Origin of the sequence: Bacillus sp. GbtcB14 (genome assembly GCF_019091205.1) — a bacterium.
GTDB lineage: Bacteria > Bacillota > Bacilli > Bacillales > Bacillaceae_G > Bacillus_A > Bacillus_A cereus_AG.
The window spans coordinates 56,636-76,700 of record NZ_JAGXJT010000006.1 but is presented as its reverse complement, the minus strand read 5'-3'; the positions used below and the strand labels follow the sequence as shown (position 1 = coordinate 76,700).

Sequence of the window (20,065 nt, the reverse complement as noted above, 5' to 3'; positions counted from 1 at the left end):
GATTTAAGTCGTGTATAACGTTAAAATTAGAAGGCCAAATTCAGATGATTTAGATGAACTAAATTTATTTTTTCGTCTTGTTATTACTCATACATTTAAAAATGAAGGGTTATCACAATTATTGGATGACATAGAAAATGAAATACATACGAAAAATCAATATTTGAAAAACGATTTGGAGAGTAATGGAGAAAGTCGTTACTTTTTATTAGCGATTGATACAAGTAACGATAAAATCATTGGAACAATTGAAATCGGTCCAGCAAGTACATTGATTCATAGTTGCACAGGTGGTGTTCTTAAAGATTTATATGAAATAGGAACCGTATTTGTACTACCTGAATATCAACAAAAGGGTATAGGAAATGTATTACTAAACGCAATGTATATTACATTACTTAGCAGAGGAATAACAGAATACTGTTTAGATAGTGGATATAAAAAAGCGCAAAGTATATGGACGAAGAAGTTTGGAGAACCTAGTTATGTACTGAAGGAGTATTGGGGAGAATCAAGTGATCATATGATTTGGAAGAAGAGTTTACATGATACACCTATAATATTTGAATTATAAAATGAAATATGCCTCTGAACGTAGCTTTTCTTACATATGTATGCTATTATTTATCTTTATAATAAAAGAGGACGTGAATGAACTTGATTAAAATTAATATTCCTGAAGCTGATGTTTCAATTACTGAACGTAAACAAGTTATTAAAGGAGACGAGCCAATAATTACTCCAATTAACGGTTTTATCGATTTCCACTTGTTCCCTAGAGATAAAGGCGGCATTTTTATGTTTTACAATATTAATGACGAACTTCTTTTCGTTGGTAAAGCTCGTAAAATTAGACAACGTATTAAAAAGCATTTTGAAGACAATGTTTCACCAATTAAAAATCACCGTGATGAAGTATACCGCATTGATGCATGTATCGTAGAAGATCCAACAGAAAGAGAAATTTACGAAACATACATTATTAATGAATATAAAGCAAAATATAACGTTGATAAAGTGTTCTATAAATAAGTAACAAAAAAACAATCCTAGCACATATACTGGGATTGTTTTTTTGTGTTTCATTCCTCGTTTCTTTCTCCTTTTTTAAAATGATTAGCAGCAATTAAACAGAAAAGCCCTATAAATAAAATTATAATTCCAAGCGTTTTATGTTTTCCTTCAAAAAAAGGAATATCTGAAATAACATTTGTCATACATAACCCTATAAACACAAGGATAGGTCCTGCCCACAGTAATACATTACCCAATTTCGTATGTTGCCACATAGTAACCCTCCTTACTCCTTTTTACATATATATCCATGAAATAGAAGTAAATTCATAGAGAAAAATAGTTTTTTTCATATCGAAAATTGAACCTTCATATATTGGTACAAGCAAACGAGAAAGGGGACCATCATGAATTGGTTAGAAGCTTTTATATTAGGGATCATACAAGGTTTAACAGAGTTTTTACCGATTAGTAGTACAGGACATCTTTATTTAGGAAGACATTTGTTTCAATTAGATGAAGCTGGATTGTTTTTAGATACGATGCTGCATATCGGGACTTTACTTGCAGTGTTTATTTATTACAAAAAAGAATTTATATACTTAATTAAAAATCCATTTTCGAAACTAATGCTACTACTTATTGTTGGGACGATACCCGCAGTTGTAATCGGATTGTTATTTAAAGACTTCTTTGAGGATATTTCAAAAACAGGTATTACGATTGGATGGGAGTTTTTAGTGACAGGTTTCTTTCTCTACATGGCCGATAAACAAAAAAATGGTCGTAAAAAAATGGATGACATTACATATAAAGATGCGTTTATCATCGGTTCATTTCAAGCGGCTGCTATTTTCCCGGCAATTTCTCGTTCTGGTATGACAATCGTCGCTGCATTATGGAGGAAGTTAGATCGTGAAACTGCTGCTTACTTTTCTTTTTTATTATCAACTCCAGCCATTGTCGGAGCTATCATTTTGCAATTAGCAGATGTTTATCAAGGGAAAGCAGAATCTATTTCCAGTACATCTTTAATTGTCGGAACGTTATCAGCAGCATTTTTCGGTTACATAGCTGTTTCATGGATGATTCAATACTTAAAACGTCACTCTTTAAAAGTATTCGCGTATTACGTATGGGGATTAGGCATTTTAATTTTAATGTTGCAATATACTCATGTGTTTTAATTTAGTAACAGATCCTGTTTCATTCATACAAAGCAGGATCTTTTTTCATTAAGGAGGAAACTATGTTTAATAAGGCTATCGTTATTGGCGGAAGTATAGCAGGAAAGCTCGCAGCAAAAGCATTATCAACTACTTTTAAAGAAGTAATCATTATAGAAGCTGGTGAAAGATGGGATGGAAAGGCTTCGAGAAAAAGAGTTCCGCAAAGTAGTCATCCTCATGTGTTATTAAAAGGTGGAGAAAAAGCAATTGAGGAATTGTTTCCTGCTATCACTAATGAACTAATTGAAGCAGGTAGTATCGTAAATAACTTTACTCGTGATATAAAATGGCATCAATTTGGTTTATGGAAACAGCAATTCATAGGAAAAGTACATATGATTCAACAAAGTAGGTTTTTACTTGAATGGCATATCCAAAAAAGAATTGATGATATTTCAAATGTTACCACTAAATATAGAACATTGGTTGAAGGGTTATTAGTAGATAGAAAACTCAACAAAGTATGTGGAGTAAAAGCTAAATGTTTAGAAACTAGCTCGCAGGAAGAAATCCAAGCAGATATTGTCGTTGATGCGAGTGGATTTGGTTCAAAAAGTATAGCGTGGTTACGCGAACATAATATCGAAGTGCAAGAAGAGAAAGTGCGTATTGATTTATTTTACGCAACTAGAATGTTTAAACTCAAAGAAAATGAGAAATTTGACTGTTGTAATATGCTAATGTCTCCAAGTTTTCCTAGAAATCCGTATGGTGTTCTTATTCAAACAATCGAGGATCATCGTTATTTTGTTACTTTCAGCGGGTATGCAAATGAGAAAGCACCACAAACTGATGAAGATTTTTATAATTTTGCTGAAAACCTATCAATCTCTAATGTTACAGATTTTCTAAATAAAGCAGAAGCCATTTCAGATATCAAAACGTACAAAATTCCTTATCAAGTACGTCGGCGATTTGATTTAGTGAATGATCTACCCGAAAGACTGTTAGTAGTTGGGGATGCACATTGTCGTTTTGATCCTGTATTCGGGCAAGGTGTTTCAGTTGCTGCTATGGAAGCTCACCAATTACATTTGCTTTTACAACGGAGACAAAAACTTGATAAAGCATTTACTCAGCAGTTTTATAAAAGGACTGCTCATATCATACAAACTCCTTGGGAAATGACTACAACGGAAATATCACGTCATCCTCAGCTAAAAAGAGAATTATCGATAAAGCAAAAATTTCAGCTATGGTATACGAAACAAATATATCAACTATCTGCAACTGATTCTGACGTTTATATTCGATTAGTAAGAGTGATGAATTTAATTCGCAGTCCATTACACCTATTTCATCCGAAAGTGCTACTCGCTGTGTTACTGAAGCGAATGAAATAGCAGGAAAATAGTTGATTAAAAAAGAATATATAACAGTTAGTAGATATAGAAGGAGTAAGCGAGATGAAAATATACATAGAACAATTAAAGAAACACGATGCTAAAGATGTATTTACGTTTGAACTTACGAATAAATCTTTTTTTGAAACAATGGTACCAAATCGTGGATCGCAATATTTCAATTTTGAATATTTCCAAAAACTACTAGACGATTTATTAATAGAACAAGCGGATGGAGATTCTTATTTTTATTTAATTCGTAATGAAGAAAATGAAATTGTAGGACGAATAAATTTAGTAGATATAGATACGGAAAATCGAAGCAGTTCGTTAGGTTATCGAGTCGGAGAAAAGTTTACTAAAAAAGGAGTTGCAACAGCAGCTGTAAAATTGGTTTTAGATGTGGCGAAAAATAATGAAATTAATGAGGTTCTTGCTAAAACAACTACTAATAATCTCGCATCACAAATTGTACTAGAAAAAAGCGGATTTTCTTATCAAAACGAAGCAGATACAAATTCTGTAGAATTAAACGGGGAACATGTGAAGTTTGTACATTATATATGGAGAAATACTTCGCGCTTATAATAAGGGGGACTTATACATGAATGATTTACGTTATCCAATTGGCCAATTTACATACAAACGTCCTATAACTGAAGATATGATTGATACATGGATTCAAGAAATTGAAGATTTACCTAATGAACTAACAAAGGCAATTAAAGATTTAGATCAGAAGCAGTTAGACACACCATATCGAGTTGGTGGATGGACAGTTCGTCAAGTAGTCCATCACGTTGTTGATAGCCATATGAACAGCTACATACGCTTTAAATTAGCACTAACAGAAAAGAATCCAACGATTAAACCATATAAAGAAGAGAAGTGGGCAGAACTACCTGATTCTAAATTACCAGTAGATGTTTCACTAGTAATGTTAGATTCATTACATAAAAGATGGGTTAACCTTTTATATTCTCTAGAACTTGAAGATCTAGAAAAGACATTTAACCATCCAGATACTGGCGAAACAAAACTTGCTGCTGCAATAGGACTATATGCATGGCACGGACGTCATCATACAGCTCATATAACTTCATTAAGAAATCGACTAAATTGGTAACATGGAGATCACTTTAGAGAAGGCGACAACAAATGATGCAGCAGCTGTATTTCAAATACAAATAGACTCATTTAGCCCTTTATTAAATAAATATAAAGACTATGAAACAAACCCAGCAAATGAATCTATTGAAAAAACCATTTTAAGGATAAAGAATCCTAGTAATAACTTTTATAAGATTATATTTGATTCGAACCTTGTTGGAGCGATATGCATATCAAAAAAAGAAATACCTAATAAATTTTGGATTAGTCCAATGTTCATTCATCCAAATTATCAAGGGAAAGGAATCGCTCAGAAGGTACTTATTTTAATTGAAGAGATGTATCCAGAAGCACGGACTTTTGAACTTGCTACGATTTTAGAAGAAGAAAGAAATTGTTTTCTATACGAAAAAATGTGGTATAAAAGAACAGAAGTAATAAAGAAATTAAATGATAAAACTACACTTATTTTTTACAAAAAAGAAAGGTAAAGCATTTGAAATACGCTTTACCTTTTTATGTTATTTTCGATTAAATATACAAAATAAATGTATATTCTTCCAAAATACTCGGGTTAGTAATTTTACAAACGAATAAACATGCACAAATCAGTTATTTCGTCGTATATGTTACCAATGCTTTTTGAATGCTTAAAACACTATCGTCACCTTTAAATTCTTTTGTAATCGGCATGCTTAAACTAGATATCCAAATTTTAAGTTCTGCATCTAAATCAAAATGTCCAGCTGTTTCAATGCTAAATTGTGTAATGCTTTTATAAGGGATAGAGTGATACTCAGTTTTTTTACCTGATATCCCTTGTTTATCTACTAAAATAAGACGACGATTTGTAAATACGATTAAATCGCGAATTAATTTATAAGCATGTTCAACTTTTTCATCATCTAACATAATCTTCTCTAAATCACGTTCTACACTTTCTGTACTCGCATTTGATGCATTTCCTAAAATACCGCTAAATAAACCCATATTAAATTCCTCCTTTAATATATGTGGAATGAATTACTTATATTGTAACATGTTACTCACAAAGATATTATGACCTTACTTTAGTAGTTTCTGGTTATTTCTGCAATCCATTTATATTATCTAGTCTTAAAATCTTGTGCTAATATGTAATTAAGAAAAAAGAAGCAGAGGGATATAGCATGAAGAATATCGGTTTAGTATTAGAAGGCGGAGGAATGAAAGGTTTGTATACTGCAGGCGTACTCGAATATTTTATGGAAAAGAACTTATTCTTTCCTTATGTAGTCGGCGTATCGGCGGGAGCTTGTATGGGAGCAACTTATTTATCACGTCAAAAAGGGAGAAATAAAAAAGTAAATACAGAGCTAGTAGCAGATCACCGTTATATATCTTATCGAAATTTGATTCGAAAACGTGAATTATTCGGAATGGATTTTTTATTTGATGAAGTACCTAATAAAATTGTACCATTTGATTTTCAAACTTTCTTAAACTCAAATGAACAGTTTGTCATAGGGACGACTGATTGCGAATCAGGACAGGCTATTTATTATAATAAAACAGAACACGGAAATGATATTTTAAAAATCATTCGTGCCTCAAGTTCTGTACCGTTTATAGCACCTGCTGTAGAATACGATAATCGAAAATTGCTAGATGGAGGAATTATAGATCCTATACCGGTTTTAAAAGCTCAAGCTGATGGTTACCAAAAGAACGTTGTAATTATGACAAAGCCCGAAGGATACGAAAAGCAGCGGAATAAATTTTCTGGACTGGCTAAAATTCTATATAGAAAATATCCGAATATCGCAGAATCTTTAGTAGAACATTATCGTTTTTATAATGAGACGATATCTTATATGAATCATTTAGAACAAAAAGATAACTTTTATGTCATTCAACCAAGTGTACAACTTCCTATAAGCGGAATAGAAAGAAATAAAGAAAAGCTCGTTAATCTATATAATCTTGGCTATACAGATGCTCAATATCATTATGAAAACTTATTAAATTGGATAGGGAAATAAAGGGGTGGAAAATTGCTATTAGGCAAAAAGATTATTTTTAATGAATTGCAGAAAATGCATAGCCCGCTGTATAAACCGTTTCAGTCTCGTGCTACAGGAAAATTGCAGCGAGATTTAAAAAGTAAATTTACCGAAGATGACTGTATAAACGCTGATACTAATCATTATTGGATGCATACAGCAGGCACTTTAAGTTCTGTACTACATGGCAACGAACAGAACATTACGTTTCAGCAAATAAAATGGTTAAGGAAATCGTTTTTTGAATGGTTTCCGCAATATCGTTCTATAGAAACAGAAATTGTGAAGTATCCCGTTTTGTATAGAGATTTCATGAATTATGAGAAAACCTGAAAACTATTACTATATTATCTTACTGAATAAAAATAAAAACGTACAAGTTATGCTGCTTGTACGTTTTTTGTTCATAAAATATACAACATTAACAACTGGTTTATATAGGAATTCTAATGAGAAGAAAGAAGTACATATTATAGAATGATGTAAGGGAGGAGAGAGGAATAGCTGTTTTCCTTTAAGATATTGTCCAACTCGAATACAGTTAGTTATTTATGTTAAAATATTTCGAGTGAAATCAAGCTTTAAACAAAATAAGTCAACAATGCAGAAGGGACAACATTAACATGGAAAACGTATCAAAAATAGATAAATTGGAATCAATAAAATCTTTACAATCAACAATTCGTAAACTTGAAAATGCACGATCACAGATGACTGAAAAAGGTGCAAATACTACATTAGTAAAAAAACGACTTAAAGCAGTTTACATAAGTTTAGCAGTGCTAGAAAACGTTTGGAATCAAGAAAGTCATCAGTATAGCCAAGAAGAGCTAGCAGAAGCTCGTAACATCCTTGCTGGTTTGCTTCCGTCAATTGAGAGAGCCTATGATAAGTCTAAAGCTGGTAGTCCGCAAAGAACACTTTTAACAAGAAGAATAAAAGCGTTAGAACTTTCTATTCAAGCAATTGATAAACTTTCTAATAAATAACTCAACTAGATACATAACATTCTAATGCAATTTTTATATAGGCATTAGAAAGGAGGCAAAGGGATGACTTCAATAATTAGTCCTAAGTTAGAGGAGCTTACTAATCAATTAAAGAATGGAAACGAGAAAGCTTTGTATAATTTTTTGTATGAGATAAAGTTAAATGCTACGCCACTAATAGAACAATGTCCTATAGATGATCAGTATAAGCTTCTAACGTATATATGGTTAGGAGATCAAACTACTGAAAACGTTTATGTATTCGGTAGTTTTCCTGGTTGGGATCTGTCTGTAAATCAATTACAACGATTGTTACAGACAGATATTTGGTATGTTACGTTTAGGACGAATAAGAGTTTTATTTCAACTTATTATTTTACAGTAAATGATTTTTTCGAAAATGATTTTTTCGAAAATGATTGGATAAAGCGTAGTGAACAGTATCGACTAGACCAATTTAATGAAAATACATTTGGAGAAGGTGCCAATAAAGCGTCTGTGTTAAAAATAAGTATGGACGTGCAGTATAGCAGTCGTTTTCCTTCAAATCATTATCCATCTGGGAGAATTGAAACATATTCTTTTCATAGTTCGATTTTAAATAACACACGTAAAATGCACATTTATACGCCTCATGATTATTCTCACACTTCACATCTTCAAGAGCTTCTCATTGTATTTGATGGGAATTCATTCATTAATAACCTTTCAATCGCAAAAACACTTAATTATTTAATTTACAAAAAAGAAATCCCATCTTGTATTGCTGTTGCTATAGAACCAGTTGATCGGCTAGAAGAGCTAACTTATAACGATAAAATGAATTCATTTTTAAAGGAGGAATTACTTCCATGGATTCAGGCGAAGTATCGTGTGCATCAAGAAGCGAAACATACAACTATTGCTGGATTCAGTCTTGGTGGCTTAGCGGCTTGTTATGCAGCAGTTCAAAATCCACATATTTTCGGGAATGTGTTGTCAATGTCTGGATCCATTCATTGGAAAAAGGATGGATATGAAAATGAAATTCCTTGGATTGAAAATCAAATTTCAGCTATAGATTCAAATGCAACTCAACATCATTTTTATATAGCAGCAGGAGAACTTGAAAACAAACCTCTTTTAACGGCTAATAGACGCCTGTATAAGGCTTTAAAAGAAAAGGAATACCAAATTACTTATGAAGAGTTCCAAGGCGGTCATGACGGTGTTTGGTGGCGAGAAAAGTTATTCGATGGGTTGAAAGCATTAAAACTTACAAAAACAACACTATAAAATAAAAAGGAGAGAAATTCTATGAATCAAGAAGAACTAGATAAAAAACTAAAAAAGCAAGAGATTTTAGTAAAAGATGAGAAAGTTTGGTCCTATACGTATGAGGATCATATTAGTTCTATTGTTAAAGAGGCAGAAAAGAAAGGGTCATTTGATAATTTGCCTGGTAAAGGGAAACCTCTTAATCTTGATAAAGATCTTTCGTACAATCCTGAAAAGCAATTGTATAGAACGTTAAAGAATAATCATGTGTTACCTAGGTGGATTGAGCTTTCAAAGGAAATTGATGATTTAAAAGAAAAGCTAAAAGAAAATACAAATACTGCAGAAGCAACGGATTTAATTCGAACTATTAATAAAAAGGTTTTAGAACATAATCTACTTTGTCCACCAAGTGCGCAAAAAACGAGGATGAAAACGGACTTTTAACAATTTTCAATGAAGCTATCTCTTGCTATATACTTAAGTAAGGCATTTTTAATTCATTATTAAAGGGAGGCAAATGTAATGAAGAATACGTATCAACTTCAGATTCCGAAAGAACTAGAGCAGTATCGTCGTATTTTAGAAGAAAGTGTGAAACCGTATATTAACGTATCTGGAGCGAAAGCAGAGACAACGCTTTTTGAGAGTAAGTTTGGTGGTTATCCGTATTTACCTATAGATCAAGAGCATCCTAAAGATTCAAATGGACAACCTATGATGTTACTTGCACAGCTAAACTTTGAAGAAATGCCGCATGTTGAATATATGCCTCAAAAGGGAATGTTACAGTTTTTCGTAAGTGCTGACAATGAGCTTTTCGGAGCAGATTTTGATCATCCAACAATCCAAAAAGACTTTCGAATTATTTATCATTCTACAATTATAGAAGATTTAAATAAGGTAATTACTGATTTTAGTTATTTAAACACTTTAGAATTAGAGGACTTTATCATACCCGAAGCAGCAAAATTAAAGTTTGAATTGGATTATCAACCAGTAACATCAAGGGATTATCGATTTGAAAAGATTTTTAGTGAAGAGATTGATTGGGAAGAAATTGTTGATGAAGAAAATAATACAGAATTAGGCGAACTGTATGATGATTTATGTAAAGATCAAGGACATAAAATTGGTGGCTATCCATTTTTCACACAGACAGATCCAAGGGAATGGGAAGAAAAATACCAGCAACATAACATATTATTGCTGCAAATCGATACAGACGATTCATTAAATATTATGTGGGGAGATTCTGGTGTTGCTAATTTCTTTATTAAGAAAGACGATTTATTAAATCTAAATTTTTCCAATGTAATTTACAATTGGGATTGTTATTAAAAATATATAAATGAAATACTAGCAAGCTAAAAAATCTTCCTGAAGGTGAGGGAGATTTTTTTATGTTAAAAACAAACGTTATGTTAACTAGAATAAAAAACGATGAGTGTAATGAAAGTCAAGCGTTAATAATAGAAATGACAACAAATAAAGTAAAGTTGTAAAACGTGTGTAAATAGCAATAAATTCATAAAGTAAAACATAAAATAAAATTATTACTTTATGTTTTGTATAAAAATATTTTTTCCTCATAAAAATTTCTTGTTGATCAAAAAATGTTTTTGATTCGGCAAATCTCAATCAATAAACGATTAAGATTTGCCGTGATGGATTTATAACAAAATAAACGATAAAAACTGTAGAAATTCATTTAGATAAGATTTTGTGTAAATCTCACTAAAAATCTCCGTTCCGTCTCATTAAGTATAGTTTACTTGGTTTTTGATACCTGAGATTGCTTTGTTTCTACAACTACCTATAATATATATTATGTTAACTGGATAAAAATAATAAACTTATTATATGTTAGTTGATTCTTGTTAGGTTCCCCTTTTCACGGGATTCATTCTGTGTGATTGATTATGTAATTGTTGTAGTTTAATAAGTTGTTACTGATAATGTCTCTAGATATAAATGATATGTAAGACAATAAAAAATACAATTCGTTTAATGCATTCATTTCAAACGAATTGTATTGATATGATTACGAATAAGTTTTTAAAATTAGTTTGCTACAGCAATTGCTTCGATTTCAATTAATAAGTTATCGTTAATTAACTTTCTAACTTCTACAGCCGAACTTGCTGGTGGATTTTTAGTATCAATGTATTGATCTCGTATATCTCTAACAATGGCCATTTGAGAAATATCTGTTAAGAAAAATGTTAATTTTACTACATCATTAAATTGTAATTCCAAAGTTTCTAATGCACTTTTTATGTTTTCGAATACTTGTCGCGTTTGTGTAGCTAAATCACCAACGCCAACTATTTGACCATCAGTATTGATTGCTACTTGCCCAGATATGTAAATTGTTCGTTTTGCGTTACTAATTTCGACTACATGTGAGTATCCGAAAGTTGGTGGCATTGTTTCTGGATTGATAAATTTCTTTTGCAAGATCCTTCTCTCCTTTAAATATCTTATTTTCTTTATATTAGATTTTAATTTAGATTATTATCTATTTACTAATAATACTTCACATATTCAGCTGCTGCATACGTGAAATTATATAAATAAGTCATTATTATTTAAATTTCGTTAAAATACGTTTGTATTAGATTTAATAGATTATGTATGGTTGATTTTTTTGAGTATTAGTTTTAATTACACCTTTTGTTATTAATTCTTCAATGTCTCTATTTTTTTAGAAATAGCATCAATTTGATTTAAATAATTTTCAATGATTTTAAGTGTAGGTTTACTAGAATTTTAAAGTTAGTTATTGGTAGTTGGATTTATCAAAATTAATTCTTTCATAGTCTTTTTTAAATTACTTATCATTTTTTAACCAACTTTTAAAAGTTGGTTCCTTTATTTCTAAAATGGAACAAGTTTTAGCGATACATTCATTTTTCATATATTCCTTAAGGAAATTTTGTTTTCTCTGCTTAACAGCAGCTTGAGTTCTTTTTAGCTTTCGATCTTTTAATTGATCTAGACTTAGACTTTCTTTCTGAAATTCTTCATATTTTCTATGCAGATAAATATCTTTGTCTTTATAAATCCACTTTGAAAATAGTTGTATTGGTTTTCTTCCGGTTAAAATGACGCGATAATGTTTATTCTGATTTAGTAAATCGGCTGATAAATTGTGATTTTGTAGTATTTGATGTAAAGAATTCATAAAGTTATATGATCCTCCTACAAAACTTACTGTATAAGTTTCATACTTGACGTAACCATCTCCATCAAAATACCCACGAACAAAGTGATGTAAATATTCTTCTGGTACAAATGGAATTTCAATGTTAAATGATTTACATGGGTTAATTCCGTGAATGTTCATTAAATCGTCTTTTATTGTTTTGCTATTTATGTTTAGCATATATACGCCTGTTTTTTTGTTTTGATATAGTGGCTGGTTGGTGTTTAGTTCTTGTTTTATATCTTCTAAAATGTAATTTTCTTTTTGAGATATACTGACGCATTGATTTTCTTTTTGTATGACACCATCTGCTACTATAAACCCTAATATATAAGCCATATTGTTTGACCACGTTTTAAAATAATCTTCTGTTATGTCATACTTTCTCTTCCAACTCCCTATAGCGCGCCTTGGTACGTTATCGTCTGATAAAACCATACGAATATACCTTGCAGACACATTAGCCAGTATAGCGATTTCTGAGGTGCTCTTTCCTTCTGCATATAGCTGCGTTATTTCAGATTTTGATAGTTTACATTTTGATTTCTTTTTTCGCTCTATTTGCACTTACATCCTCTCCTCCCTAGTCTTAATTAGAGACACACTTTCTTCTATAACATATAACGAAACGTATGTTCTTTGTTACATATAAGAATGAATTTACTAAATTAAAATAATTTACATTTACTTCATATTAGTTGCATCTGCTGCTATATGATTTGTATTTTATATATAAAAATAATGAATTTGACGAATTTATGAAATGTACTGCATTTAAGGTGAAAGGTAAAATGATTTCGTTTAAACTACAATTAGCTACAATAACAACATACGTATATTGTTAAACGTAAAAAGGAGAACAAATGAAAAAGAAATATATAAATCAAATTCATACTGATGTAAGTTTTAAACCGAAAGATATTATAGGTTTAATGACTGATTACTTTAAAATGAAATCAAAGCTGCGTCCATTAAAGAATTTACCTATTGTTTTATCAGATAAAAATAATGAGACTTTAGAGAGTGTGACATGGTTTGGGCACTCTGCTTCTCTTTTAAAAATAGCAGGTAAAAAATTGTTATTAGACCCTATGTTTGGAGATGCCTCTTCCCCATTTCCTGTGTTTAATAGTAAACGTTATAGTGGTGCTTTTTCTTTAGAACGTGAAGATTTTCAAGAAATAGATGCGATTATCATTTCTCATAATCACTACGACCATTTGAATTACAAGAGTATTATGCTGTTAAAAGATCGTGCAAAGCACTTCTATGTTCCGACTGGCGTTGCACAATATCTTATTAAATGGGGTGTTTCACCTAGTAAAATTAGTGAGCATAATTGGTGGGATGAAATTATATTTGATAATATTAAGTTAGTATGTGCTCCTGCAAGGCATTTCTCTGGACGAAGTATGACAGATAGAGATTGTTCGTTATGGTGTTCATGGCTTATTCTTGGTCAAGAGACTAAAGTTTTCTTTAGTGGTGATAGCGGTTATGCTCCTCACTTTAAGGAGATTGGTGATAAATACGGTCCATTCGATCTTACGTTAATGGAATGCGGACAATATGATTCGAGGTGGTCTGCTATTCATATGTTACCAGAAGAGACGGTACAAGCTCATATTGACGTGAAAGGAGAACTACTTCTTCCAATTCATTGGGGTGCTTTTACATTAGCATTACATGACTGGAGTGATCCAATTGAACGAGTTACGAAAGAAGCTAAGCGTTTAGGAGTTAAAATCGCAACGCCGCAAATTGGTGAATCGATTACGTTAAAATCTACAGACTATCCATCATCAGCTTGGTGGAAAGAAATTTAATTATAAATAAAAAAGAGCGAACCTTCTTATAAGTGATTCGCTCTTTTTTATTTATTTAAGTTTACTTCATTTGCTCAAACATTGATTGTACATATTTATCATTAGGTGTTGCAAATAATGCCGGAGTACCAGAGGTAGAAACACTTATTTTTTAGTCTAAATAAATACGTACAAGTCCTGCTCTTTACAATCGAATTATATTATCTATAGAACTGTCCTGCAGAGCTAATTCTTTATTCCTATAATCTATTAATTTATGATTAGATAATACAAAGTTGTGCTCTAATATTAATTCATTGTGAAGTATTTCAGATAAAAAATTAGGTATCATCTCTCCTACGCCGTAATTATAGTCACTTAGAATCCAAGAAATCTCTTTCCAATCTAGAATTCCTTCTGTGACTTTTTTGGGAGTGTGATATGTAAATTCATTAAATAGCTCTATTAGATAAACATACATACCGCCAGAATATGAAGAATCATCCCACTTAATAATGCCTTTAAATTGAATTTGATCATGCGAAACTTTTATATTAGTTTCTTCTTTTATTTCACGAATTGCATTTTCTAAAGGTGTTTCTCCCTTTTCTATCTTTCCTCCTACCCCATTCCATAATCCTTTTACAGGGTCATATTCTCTATTTAACATAAGTATCTCTTCATTTCGCTTTATAAAACATAAAGTGTGCTTGTACATAATGTAATTCCTTCCTTTGTTATTAATAAGCTCTTACTGGAGATATAAGATGTAATGCTGCAGATTGCGTCCCTGCTTCAATTAATATCGGTCTCATAGAACCGCTGAAACTTAAAGTAACCGTTTCTTCTTTTATTGCCCTTAAAGCGTCTATCATAAATCGTCCATCGAAAGATATATTTAATTGCTTTTCACCTTGAATCGCATCAATTTGTTGCTTCTCGGATATTTTTCCAATTTGAGAAGCGTTAGAATAAATTTTAATTGTGGATTCGTTTATGATTTCTAAGTTGACATTGTTATTTGCCCATTCGCTTGCTAATAAGCTTGATCGATCTATCCCTTGTAAAATCCTTTGTCTATCTATGTTAATGACTGTTTGAAAGTCATTTGGAATTAAGCTAGATATATTAGGATATTTCCCTTCAATTAATCTTGAATATAATGTAGTTGTACCGAATGTAAAAATAATGTGACTTTCTGAAAGATAGATGTATACGAATTCTGAATTACTACCCATTAATTTTAGAAGTTCACTAATAGTTGCACTTGGTACGATACAATTTGCTTTCATATCTGTAGAAATAGTAGTTTCACGTATAGCAAGTCTATGTGAATCAGTTGCAGCGCAAATTAATTTGTTGTGATCTAACTCTATATGTACGCCAGTAAGAACGGGTCGAGATTCATTTTTAGCTACTGCAAAGACTGTTTGTTTAAACGCATCCATCAATTGATTTGTTTCTATTTTTATTTCTGCGTGATCGTCTATTAGTGGTACGTTAGGAAACTCATTTGCTGGAAAGCCATTTAAGTTTAAAGTAATTTCTTCTGATTGTATGGTAATTGTTTGCTCATTCTTACTTTTTATTACTATATCACTTGGCATTTTCTTTATAATTTCAATAAAGTATTTTGCAGGTACAACAATAGTTCCTGCTTTTAAGATAGTCGTAATTTTTTCGTCATCTATAGAACTTGGTATAAATTTTTCGATGAAAATATTCGAGTTACTCGCGATTAAAGTAATCCCAGATTGATCTGCTGTTATTTTTATACCAGATAATATAGGGATTATAGATTTGGTAGATATAGCTTTACTTACTTCTGAAAGTGCTTGTGTGAAATGTTTGTGATTAACGATAAACTCCATTTTTTCCCCCGCCTAAAATGAAATGATATGTTTATGAAGATTGATGAACGATAGTTCCGTTAAAAACGTAAGGTACCGTTTCTTTCTTTTTTAACATATTTAGCAAATGTTCTGGTATACGTAAATACGGTGCTGCTATATGTAATTCCATCCAAGTAATCTCTTCGATTTCTTTTGGTCTCGATATATATGTCTCTCCCTCAATTATTTCACCTAAAAAATTAAAGAAAATTGCATGATGACCTCTCTCTTCAAAGAAAGCTTCGCTAATAGAACAAATACCCTTTACACATATATGTAGCCCGGTTTCTTCTTTCACTTCCCGAATTACTGCCTCTTCTAACGTTTCCCCAAACTTAACTGCGCCACCTGGTAGCGTGTAATAAGAACCGTTTTTCCCTTTGTTTTTTACCATTAAAATCTTTTCATTTGTTTTATCGTATAAAAATGCATATGTAACATTTACTTTTTTCATACATATCTCCTCCGTTTTAATAAAAGGAATTTTCTGTCTTCTGTTCATTCTACCATTTACCCGTTTTAATATATATAAATTAATTGAGTTTTGCTTTTACGGCTATTTGAGAAGTTAATAAAAAATGAATTCGAATGAAAATGGCAGAATAACTCCAAAATTAATAAAACCCCCGCCCTTATTTTGAGACGGGGTTAAACATATACAACAAATCGGATTCCAAATTAATCTTCCTTTAGATCAATTGTTTTTGTATTTTATTTTGTGCTTTACCACTCATTTCAAATACATACATATGAGACCAATACTTTTTGTTAATGAACAAAAGATTTTACTTCCCGATTTCACAAAGTGATTTTATTTCTTTGATTTGTTCTATATGACGCTGTTCATGCAAATAGATCAGTTCTATCCACTGATCAAGAAGTAATTCTCCAAGAGCTGGATGCATCACTGATTTATTCGTTAATATAGATTCATCTTCTATTGTACTAAGGAAACGCATCAATTCTTTCCTCGATTCGTTTAACATATCGATCATTTGCTGCACTTTAAACGGTTCTGAACTTGGTTCAATCATTTCTGGTGCTGTAAATTTTATCGATCTATCTTGTAATATAGAATGAATTTCCCGACGCTCTTTTAGAGTGCTATCAATCTTTTTCAATCCAGATGTAATGACCTTTATAACCACTCCATCCAATAAAACTAAGTGATGACATACTTGCGCTATACTCCATTTATTCTTGTCTGGTTTACTATTGAATTGAGCATCATTCAATATCACAATTTCCTCGAATAGATTTTCTCTTATTTCATAAAACGTGTTATTTACAAATGAATTCATAAGAATTCCCCCTTCATCTGAATGCCTACATTTACATTCCTATTTTAGATATATTCGCTATAAAAAAATATTTTCCCGTCACTGCTATTCCAATTCTATCTTTTCTTGCATTAGCAGTCCTTCTAATTCATAACAAAAAAAGAGCCCTAGCATGAGGACTCTTTTTAGAATTAAGCTACTTTCCGATATACATGTTGTGTGTCTTTTTTCTTCTCTGCTTTTGGAGGACGAATTAATATTGAAATAACGAAAGAAATAACAGATAGAACACCGATTGTAATAAAGGTCGGTTGAAATCCCCCAAGTATCGCCCCAATGAATGATCCTGCAAGCGCACCAAATCCGAATCCTTGATATACAATCCCGTAATTTGTACTATGGTTTTTTAAACCGAAGTAATCCCCCACAATGGCTGGGAATATTGTAATATTACCACCAAAGCAAAAGGCTACACTGGCTACACAAGCGAAATAAATCCCGTAATTTAGTGGAATGAAACTTAATGTAAAGACTGACAATCCAATAATAATAAACGTTGCAGAGACAATTTTCATTCGACCAATTTTATCTGATAACGTTCCAAGAACGATTCTACCTACTGTATTAAAAATTGCAATCATTGCAACGGCGTTAGCAGCAGTTGCTGCGCTAAGTCCAACGAGCTGTACTCCAATATCTTTTACCATACCGATTAAATACAGACCACCCATACACGATGTAAATAACATGAAAAATAAGAGATATACTTGTTTCGTTCGTATCATTTCACGTGGCGTGTAGTCATTGTGTAATGTCTCTGTTAGGGTGTTATTTACTATTGCTTCACGTAAGAAGAACGATCCGGTTAATACTAAAAGTAAAACAATGATACCCCAATATAAAAATGCCTGTGATACGCCAAGACTATCGATAAGACTTCCGTTTATATATCTAAAGATTAAGCTACCCATTCCGTATGCAGAAACAGATATACCAGAAATAAGGCCTTTCCGATTTGGAAACCATTTTATTAAATTAGATAATGATGTAATATAAGCAGTTCCATCTGCATAACCAACAACGACACCAGCTAATAAGTATAGTAATGGTAAGGAAGAAACTTGTGAACTAAGTATTAAGCCGAGCCCCAGAACAATCCCTGCAGTAGCAATGAGTTTTCGAAGTCCTAATTTCCGCTGCAACTTTCCGGCAAATAGGGTTGAAAATGATAAAGAAAAGCTTGTTATGGAGAAAGTTATCGCTACGGAATTGAGGTTCCATCCAAACTTACTAACAAGGGGTTGATTAAATAAACTCCATGTATAAATTGTTCCAAGGCCAATTTGAACAATGATTGTACCTAGAACAATTAGTAACGGATTTATAGAAGTTTGTTTCATACTAACTGTCCCCTTCTTTTATCTTGACATGAATTTTCACAGTTAGTATAACCATCATGAAATGCAAGATACTGTGCGGAAAATGGAAATTAAGTTCATGCACACAAAAAGACACTTCATAATGAAGTGCCTTTTTGCAGGTTATATTAGATTTACTTAAAGAAAGCTTTGTTAAGATAAGACATTTTCAAATGCTTATGTATATAGGATATCAAAAGACTTCTGTCATGTGATGGGACTTAAGATGTATTTTTCATTCATCATATAGTCGGATGGACAAAAATTAATATTCGATTTCATCAAAATCCTTCGGCTGAGGTACCGTCTGCATATTAGCTGCGTCCTTTGGATCGCTATAAATTGCATTTTGTTCTGTATTTACATCTTTAATGTTTTGCTTTTTGTTTTTATTTATTTTATCTTTCATTTTCTTTCACTCCTTTTCATTATAGGAGTAATTATGCCCTATTACTGTTACGAAATGTATCAGCGACTAAATTGCTAAATTCACGTAAATAATATAAATAATTATCACCGCCGTAGTTGTATCTTTTATTGTACATTTTCGCAACAACTACATTATATTCGGGTATGACTAAAAGAGTCGGTCCAGTAATTCCTAATATTTGATAAGATCCTTTTGGAACTCGTTCACCAAGTTCACTTAAAAGTGCAGGTTCATTTTGGACGAACCAAAACAACCCATTTTGTGGTAGTTCTTTGTTTACAAATATTGGACTTTGCAAATTCGTAGCAATTTTTATAACTTCTTTTGGAACAATTTGTTTTCCGTTTATCATACCTTGATTTAAATGCAAATTGCCCCACTGCGCAAATTCTCTAGCTGAGACAAAGAGATTTTTTTCAGTACCGTCATCTACTGTACCAATTTCACTAATCGCGTCTTCACTTGGATTATTAACAACTTTAACTAAATTTTCATCTTGCTGAATTCTCCAACCTGTTTCTTTGAAGTTAGCTAGATCAAATACACGCTTCTTTAACAATTCAGGGAAACTTTTGTTATATAGCTGATAAATAAGACGTGTCATCATTCTTACATTAATATCTCTATAAGCCCAAGCTTGTCCAGGTTCAAATTCACGAAAAATTGTCCCGTCATCAGTTTCTGTTAAACCATGCGAATGAGTTACTAAATGTCTTATCGTTGTTTTACCAAGTAATACAGGGTCAAAGTCTTTAAAATATTTTATCGCTTCATCATCAATAGAATTTATTTTCCCCTCGTAAAGCGCATATGCTACCATTAAACCTAAATAGCTTTTTCTCGCAGAAGCAACGTTGAATTGTGAGGATGCTGTTACTTTGTTACTTGTAGATGTATTTGAATGATAACCACTATAATGCTCTAGTACGATTTTGTTATCTTTCATTATGCACATTGCTGTTGCAGAACTATGATTTTCTTCCTTTATATTCTCTACCCAAGAAATCAGTTTATCGTATGTATACAAATAAATCCCCCTTAACACGAA

24 protein-coding genes and 1 pseudogene are annotated in these 20,065 nt (G+C 31.8%); 14 read left to right on the top strand and 11 right to left on the bottom strand.

Features of this window, described 5'->3' with window-relative positions:
- Positions 1 to 10 precede the first annotated feature (10 nt).
- Complete coding sequence (locus tag KVT31_RS18650) at positions 11 to 574, top strand: GNAT family N-acetyltransferase (protein ID WP_088096548.1); 564 nt, start codon at positions 11 to 13, stop codon at positions 572 to 574.
- Positions 575 to 651: 77 nt separating this feature from the next.
- The gene (locus KVT31_RS18645; RefSeq protein WP_001048941.1) at positions 652 to 1,032 is read left to right on the top strand and encodes a nucleotide excision repair endonuclease; all 381 of its coding nucleotides are present in this window, start codon (positions 652 to 654) and stop codon (positions 1,030 to 1,032) included.
- A 50-nt stretch (positions 1,033 to 1,082) separates the two neighbouring features.
- Here the strand turns inward: KVT31_RS18645 and KVT31_RS18640 are convergent, their stop codons facing one another.
- On the bottom strand, positions 1,083 to 1,289 hold the full coding sequence (locus KVT31_RS18640; RefSeq protein ID WP_088096547.1) for a hypothetical protein: 207 nt from the start codon (positions 1,287 to 1,289) through the stop codon (positions 1,083 to 1,085).
- Between the two features lie 132 nt (positions 1,290 to 1,421).
- Here KVT31_RS18640 and KVT31_RS18635 point away from each other — a divergent pair, with 132 nt between their 5' ends.
- The 5 genes and pseudogenes from KVT31_RS18635 to KVT31_RS18615 all read left to right on the top strand — a co-directional run.
- Positions 1,422 to 2,201 (top strand): undecaprenyl-diphosphate phosphatase, encoded by a 780-nt coding sequence (locus KVT31_RS18635; RefSeq protein WP_088096546.1) that lies wholly within the window; start codon positions 1,422 to 1,424, stop codon positions 2,199 to 2,201.
- A gap of 62 nt (positions 2,202 to 2,263) precedes the next feature.
- A complete protein-coding gene (locus tag KVT31_RS18630; protein WP_088096545.1) occupies positions 2,264 to 3,586 on the top strand; it encodes an FAD-dependent oxidoreductase in 1,323 nt (440 codons plus the stop codon).
- Positions 3,587 to 3,649: 63 nt separating this feature from the next.
- Positions 3,650 to 4,174 (top strand): GNAT family N-acetyltransferase, encoded by a 525-nt coding sequence (locus KVT31_RS18625; RefSeq protein WP_088096544.1) that lies wholly within the window; start codon positions 3,650 to 3,652, stop codon positions 4,172 to 4,174.
- Positions 4,175 to 4,190: 16 nt separating this feature from the next.
- On the top strand, positions 4,191 to 4,712 hold the full coding sequence (locus tag KVT31_RS18620; RefSeq protein ID WP_088096543.1) for a YfiT family bacillithiol transferase: 522 nt from the start codon (positions 4,191 to 4,193) through the stop codon (positions 4,710 to 4,712).
- A 1-nt stretch (position 4,713) separates the two neighbouring features.
- Positions 4,714 to 5,187 (top strand): annotated as a pseudogene (locus tag KVT31_RS18615) (GNAT family N-acetyltransferase); the annotation flags it as partial.
- Between the two features lie 121 nt (positions 5,188 to 5,308).
- Here the strand turns inward: KVT31_RS18615 and KVT31_RS18610 are convergent.
- The gene (locus KVT31_RS18610; protein WP_088096541.1) at positions 5,309 to 5,686 is read right to left on the bottom strand and encodes a PH domain-containing protein; all 378 of its coding nucleotides are present in this window, start codon (positions 5,684 to 5,686) and stop codon (positions 5,309 to 5,311) included.
- Between the two features lie 179 nt (positions 5,687 to 5,865).
- Here KVT31_RS18610 and KVT31_RS18605 point away from each other — a divergent pair, with 179 nt between their 5' ends.
- The 6 genes from KVT31_RS18605 to KVT31_RS18580 all read left to right on the top strand — a co-directional run bounded on the left by KVT31_RS18605 (position 5,866) and on the right by KVT31_RS18580 (position 10,325).
- On the top strand, positions 5,866 to 6,717 hold the full coding sequence (locus KVT31_RS18605) for a patatin-like phospholipase family protein (RefSeq protein WP_088096540.1): 852 nt from the start codon (positions 5,866 to 5,868) through the stop codon (positions 6,715 to 6,717).
- A gap of 12 nt (positions 6,718 to 6,729) precedes the next feature.
- Positions 6,730 to 7,071: a YxiJ-like family protein gene (locus KVT31_RS18600; protein ID WP_088096539.1), complete on the top strand. Its 342-nt coding sequence runs from the start codon at positions 6,730 to 6,732 to the stop codon at positions 7,069 to 7,071.
- Between the two features lie 290 nt (positions 7,072 to 7,361).
- The gene (locus KVT31_RS18595) at positions 7,362 to 7,727 is read left to right on the top strand and encodes a hypothetical protein (protein WP_088096538.1); all 366 of its coding nucleotides are present in this window, start codon (positions 7,362 to 7,364) and stop codon (positions 7,725 to 7,727) included.
- Between the two features lie 63 nt (positions 7,728 to 7,790).
- Positions 7,791 to 9,002: an alpha/beta hydrolase gene (locus KVT31_RS18590; protein WP_217613539.1), complete on the top strand. Its 1,212-nt coding sequence runs from the start codon at positions 7,791 to 7,793 to the stop codon at positions 9,000 to 9,002.
- Between the two features lie 21 nt (positions 9,003 to 9,023).
- Positions 9,024 to 9,431 carry a DnaJ family domain-containing protein gene (locus tag KVT31_RS18585; protein WP_098342107.1) on the top strand — a complete coding sequence of 136 codons (408 nt, stop codon included), beginning with the start codon at positions 9,024 to 9,026 and terminating at the stop codon, positions 9,429 to 9,431.
- 78 nt (positions 9,432 to 9,509) lie between these two features.
- The gene (locus tag KVT31_RS18580; protein WP_088096537.1) at positions 9,510 to 10,325 is read left to right on the top strand and encodes a YwqG family protein; all 816 of its coding nucleotides are present in this window, start codon (positions 9,510 to 9,512) and stop codon (positions 10,323 to 10,325) included.
- Between the two features lie 723 nt (positions 10,326 to 11,048).
- Here KVT31_RS18580 and KVT31_RS18575 read toward each other — a convergent pair.
- Complete coding sequence (locus KVT31_RS18575) at positions 11,049 to 11,444, bottom strand: RidA family protein (protein WP_088096536.1); 396 nt, start codon at positions 11,442 to 11,444, stop codon at positions 11,049 to 11,051.
- Positions 11,445 to 11,817: 373 nt separating this feature from the next.
- Positions 11,818 to 12,759, bottom strand: coding sequence for an LAGLIDADG family homing endonuclease (locus KVT31_RS18570; RefSeq protein ID WP_088096535.1), 942 nt, complete (start codon positions 12,757 to 12,759; stop codon positions 11,818 to 11,820).
- A 296-nt stretch (positions 12,760 to 13,055) separates the two neighbouring features.
- On the opposite strand from KVT31_RS18570, the gene KVT31_RS18565 reads away from it, so the two are divergent.
- Entirely contained in the window at positions 13,056 to 14,018 is a 963-nt protein-coding gene (locus KVT31_RS18565) for an MBL fold metallo-hydrolase (RefSeq protein ID WP_088096534.1), read from the top strand.
- A gap of 184 nt (positions 14,019 to 14,202) precedes the next feature.
- Here the strand turns inward: KVT31_RS18565 and KVT31_RS18560 are convergent, their stop codons facing one another.
- The 7 genes from KVT31_RS18560 to KVT31_RS18530 all read right to left on the bottom strand — a co-directional run bounded on the left by KVT31_RS18560 (position 14,203) and on the right by KVT31_RS18530 (position 20,044).
- Positions 14,203 to 14,715, bottom strand: a complete 513-nt coding sequence (locus tag KVT31_RS18560) for an NUDIX hydrolase (protein WP_088096533.1) — start codon at positions 14,713 to 14,715, stop codon at positions 14,203 to 14,205.
- 22 nt (positions 14,716 to 14,737) lie between these two features.
- Positions 14,738 to 15,868, bottom strand: coding sequence for a DNA polymerase III subunit beta (dnaN, locus tag KVT31_RS18555; protein ID WP_088096532.1), 1,131 nt, complete (start codon positions 15,866 to 15,868; stop codon positions 14,738 to 14,740).
- 31 nt (positions 15,869 to 15,899) lie between these two features.
- Positions 15,900 to 16,343: an NUDIX hydrolase gene (locus KVT31_RS18550; protein ID WP_088096531.1), complete on the bottom strand. Its 444-nt coding sequence runs from the start codon at positions 16,341 to 16,343 to the stop codon at positions 15,900 to 15,902.
- Between the two features lie 331 nt (positions 16,344 to 16,674).
- Positions 16,675 to 17,190: a DinB family protein gene (locus KVT31_RS18545; RefSeq protein WP_088096530.1), complete on the bottom strand. Its 516-nt coding sequence runs from the start codon at positions 17,188 to 17,190 to the stop codon at positions 16,675 to 16,677.
- A 170-nt stretch (positions 17,191 to 17,360) separates the two neighbouring features.
- A complete protein-coding gene (locus KVT31_RS18540; RefSeq protein ID WP_088096529.1) occupies positions 17,361 to 18,569 on the bottom strand; it encodes an L-lactate MFS transporter in 1,209 nt (402 codons plus the stop codon).
- 283 nt (positions 18,570 to 18,852) lie between these two features.
- Positions 18,853 to 18,996, bottom strand: coding sequence for a hypothetical protein (locus tag KVT31_RS18535; RefSeq protein WP_000653324.1), 144 nt, complete (start codon positions 18,994 to 18,996; stop codon positions 18,853 to 18,855).
- 31 nt (positions 18,997 to 19,027) lie between these two features.
- Complete coding sequence (locus KVT31_RS18530; RefSeq protein ID WP_088096528.1) at positions 19,028 to 20,044, bottom strand: serine hydrolase domain-containing protein; 1,017 nt, start codon at positions 20,042 to 20,044, stop codon at positions 19,028 to 19,030.
- Between the last annotated feature and the right edge of the window lie 21 nt (positions 20,045 to 20,065).

What these genes read in the sequence shown, in the direction of transcription:
- KVT31_RS18645 (WP_001048941.1), top strand. Translation starts at nt 652, where the DNA reads ATGAACTTGATTAAAATTAATATTCCTGAAGCTGATGTTTCAATTACT.
- KVT31_RS18640 (WP_088096547.1), bottom strand. Translation starts at nt 1,289, where the DNA reads ATGTGGCAACATACGAAATTGGGTAATGTATTACTGTGGGCAGGACCT.
- KVT31_RS18635 (WP_088096546.1), top strand. Translation starts at nt 1,422, where the DNA reads ATGAATTGGTTAGAAGCTTTTATATTAGGGATCATACAAGGTTTAACA.
- KVT31_RS18630 (WP_088096545.1), top strand. Translation starts at nt 2,264, where the DNA reads ATGTTTAATAAGGCTATCGTTATTGGCGGAAGTATAGCAGGAAAGCTC.
- KVT31_RS18625 (WP_088096544.1), top strand. Translation starts at nt 3,650, where the DNA reads ATGAAAATATACATAGAACAATTAAAGAAACACGATGCTAAAGATGTA.
- KVT31_RS18620 (WP_088096543.1), top strand. Translation starts at nt 4,191, where the DNA reads ATGAATGATTTACGTTATCCAATTGGCCAATTTACATACAAACGTCCT.
- KVT31_RS18610 (WP_088096541.1), bottom strand. Translation starts at nt 5,686, where the DNA reads ATGGGTTTATTTAGCGGTATTTTAGGAAATGCATCAAATGCGAGTACA.
- KVT31_RS18605 (WP_088096540.1), top strand. Translation starts at nt 5,866, where the DNA reads ATGAAGAATATCGGTTTAGTATTAGAAGGCGGAGGAATGAAAGGTTTG.
- KVT31_RS18595 (WP_088096538.1), top strand. Translation starts at nt 7,362, where the DNA reads ATGGAAAACGTATCAAAAATAGATAAATTGGAATCAATAAAATCTTTA.
- KVT31_RS18590 (WP_217613539.1), top strand. Translation starts at nt 7,791, where the DNA reads ATGACTTCAATAATTAGTCCTAAGTTAGAGGAGCTTACTAATCAATTA.
- KVT31_RS18585 (WP_098342107.1), top strand. Translation starts at nt 9,024, where the DNA reads ATGAATCAAGAAGAACTAGATAAAAAACTAAAAAAGCAAGAGATTTTA.
- KVT31_RS18580 (WP_088096537.1), top strand. Translation starts at nt 9,510, where the DNA reads ATGAAGAATACGTATCAACTTCAGATTCCGAAAGAACTAGAGCAGTAT.
- KVT31_RS18565 (WP_088096534.1), top strand. Translation starts at nt 13,056, where the DNA reads ATGAAAAAGAAATATATAAATCAAATTCATACTGATGTAAGTTTTAAA.
- KVT31_RS18560 (WP_088096533.1), bottom strand. Translation starts at nt 14,715, where the DNA reads ATGTACAAGCACACTTTATGTTTTATAAAGCGAAATGAAGAGATACTT.
- dnaN (WP_088096532.1), bottom strand. Translation starts at nt 15,868, where the DNA reads ATGGAGTTTATCGTTAATCACAAACATTTCACACAAGCACTTTCAGAA.
- KVT31_RS18550 (WP_088096531.1), bottom strand. Translation starts at nt 16,343, where the DNA reads ATGAAAAAAGTAAATGTTACATATGCATTTTTATACGATAAAACAAAT.
- KVT31_RS18545 (WP_088096530.1), bottom strand. Translation starts at nt 17,190, where the DNA reads ATGAATTCATTTGTAAATAACACGTTTTATGAAATAAGAGAAAATCTA.
- KVT31_RS18540 (WP_088096529.1), bottom strand. Translation starts at nt 18,569, where the DNA reads ATGAAACAAACTTCTATAAATCCGTTACTAATTGTTCTAGGTACAATC.
- KVT31_RS18535 (WP_000653324.1), bottom strand. Translation starts at nt 18,996, where the DNA reads ATGAAAGATAAAATAAATAAAAACAAAAAGCAAAACATTAAAGATGTA.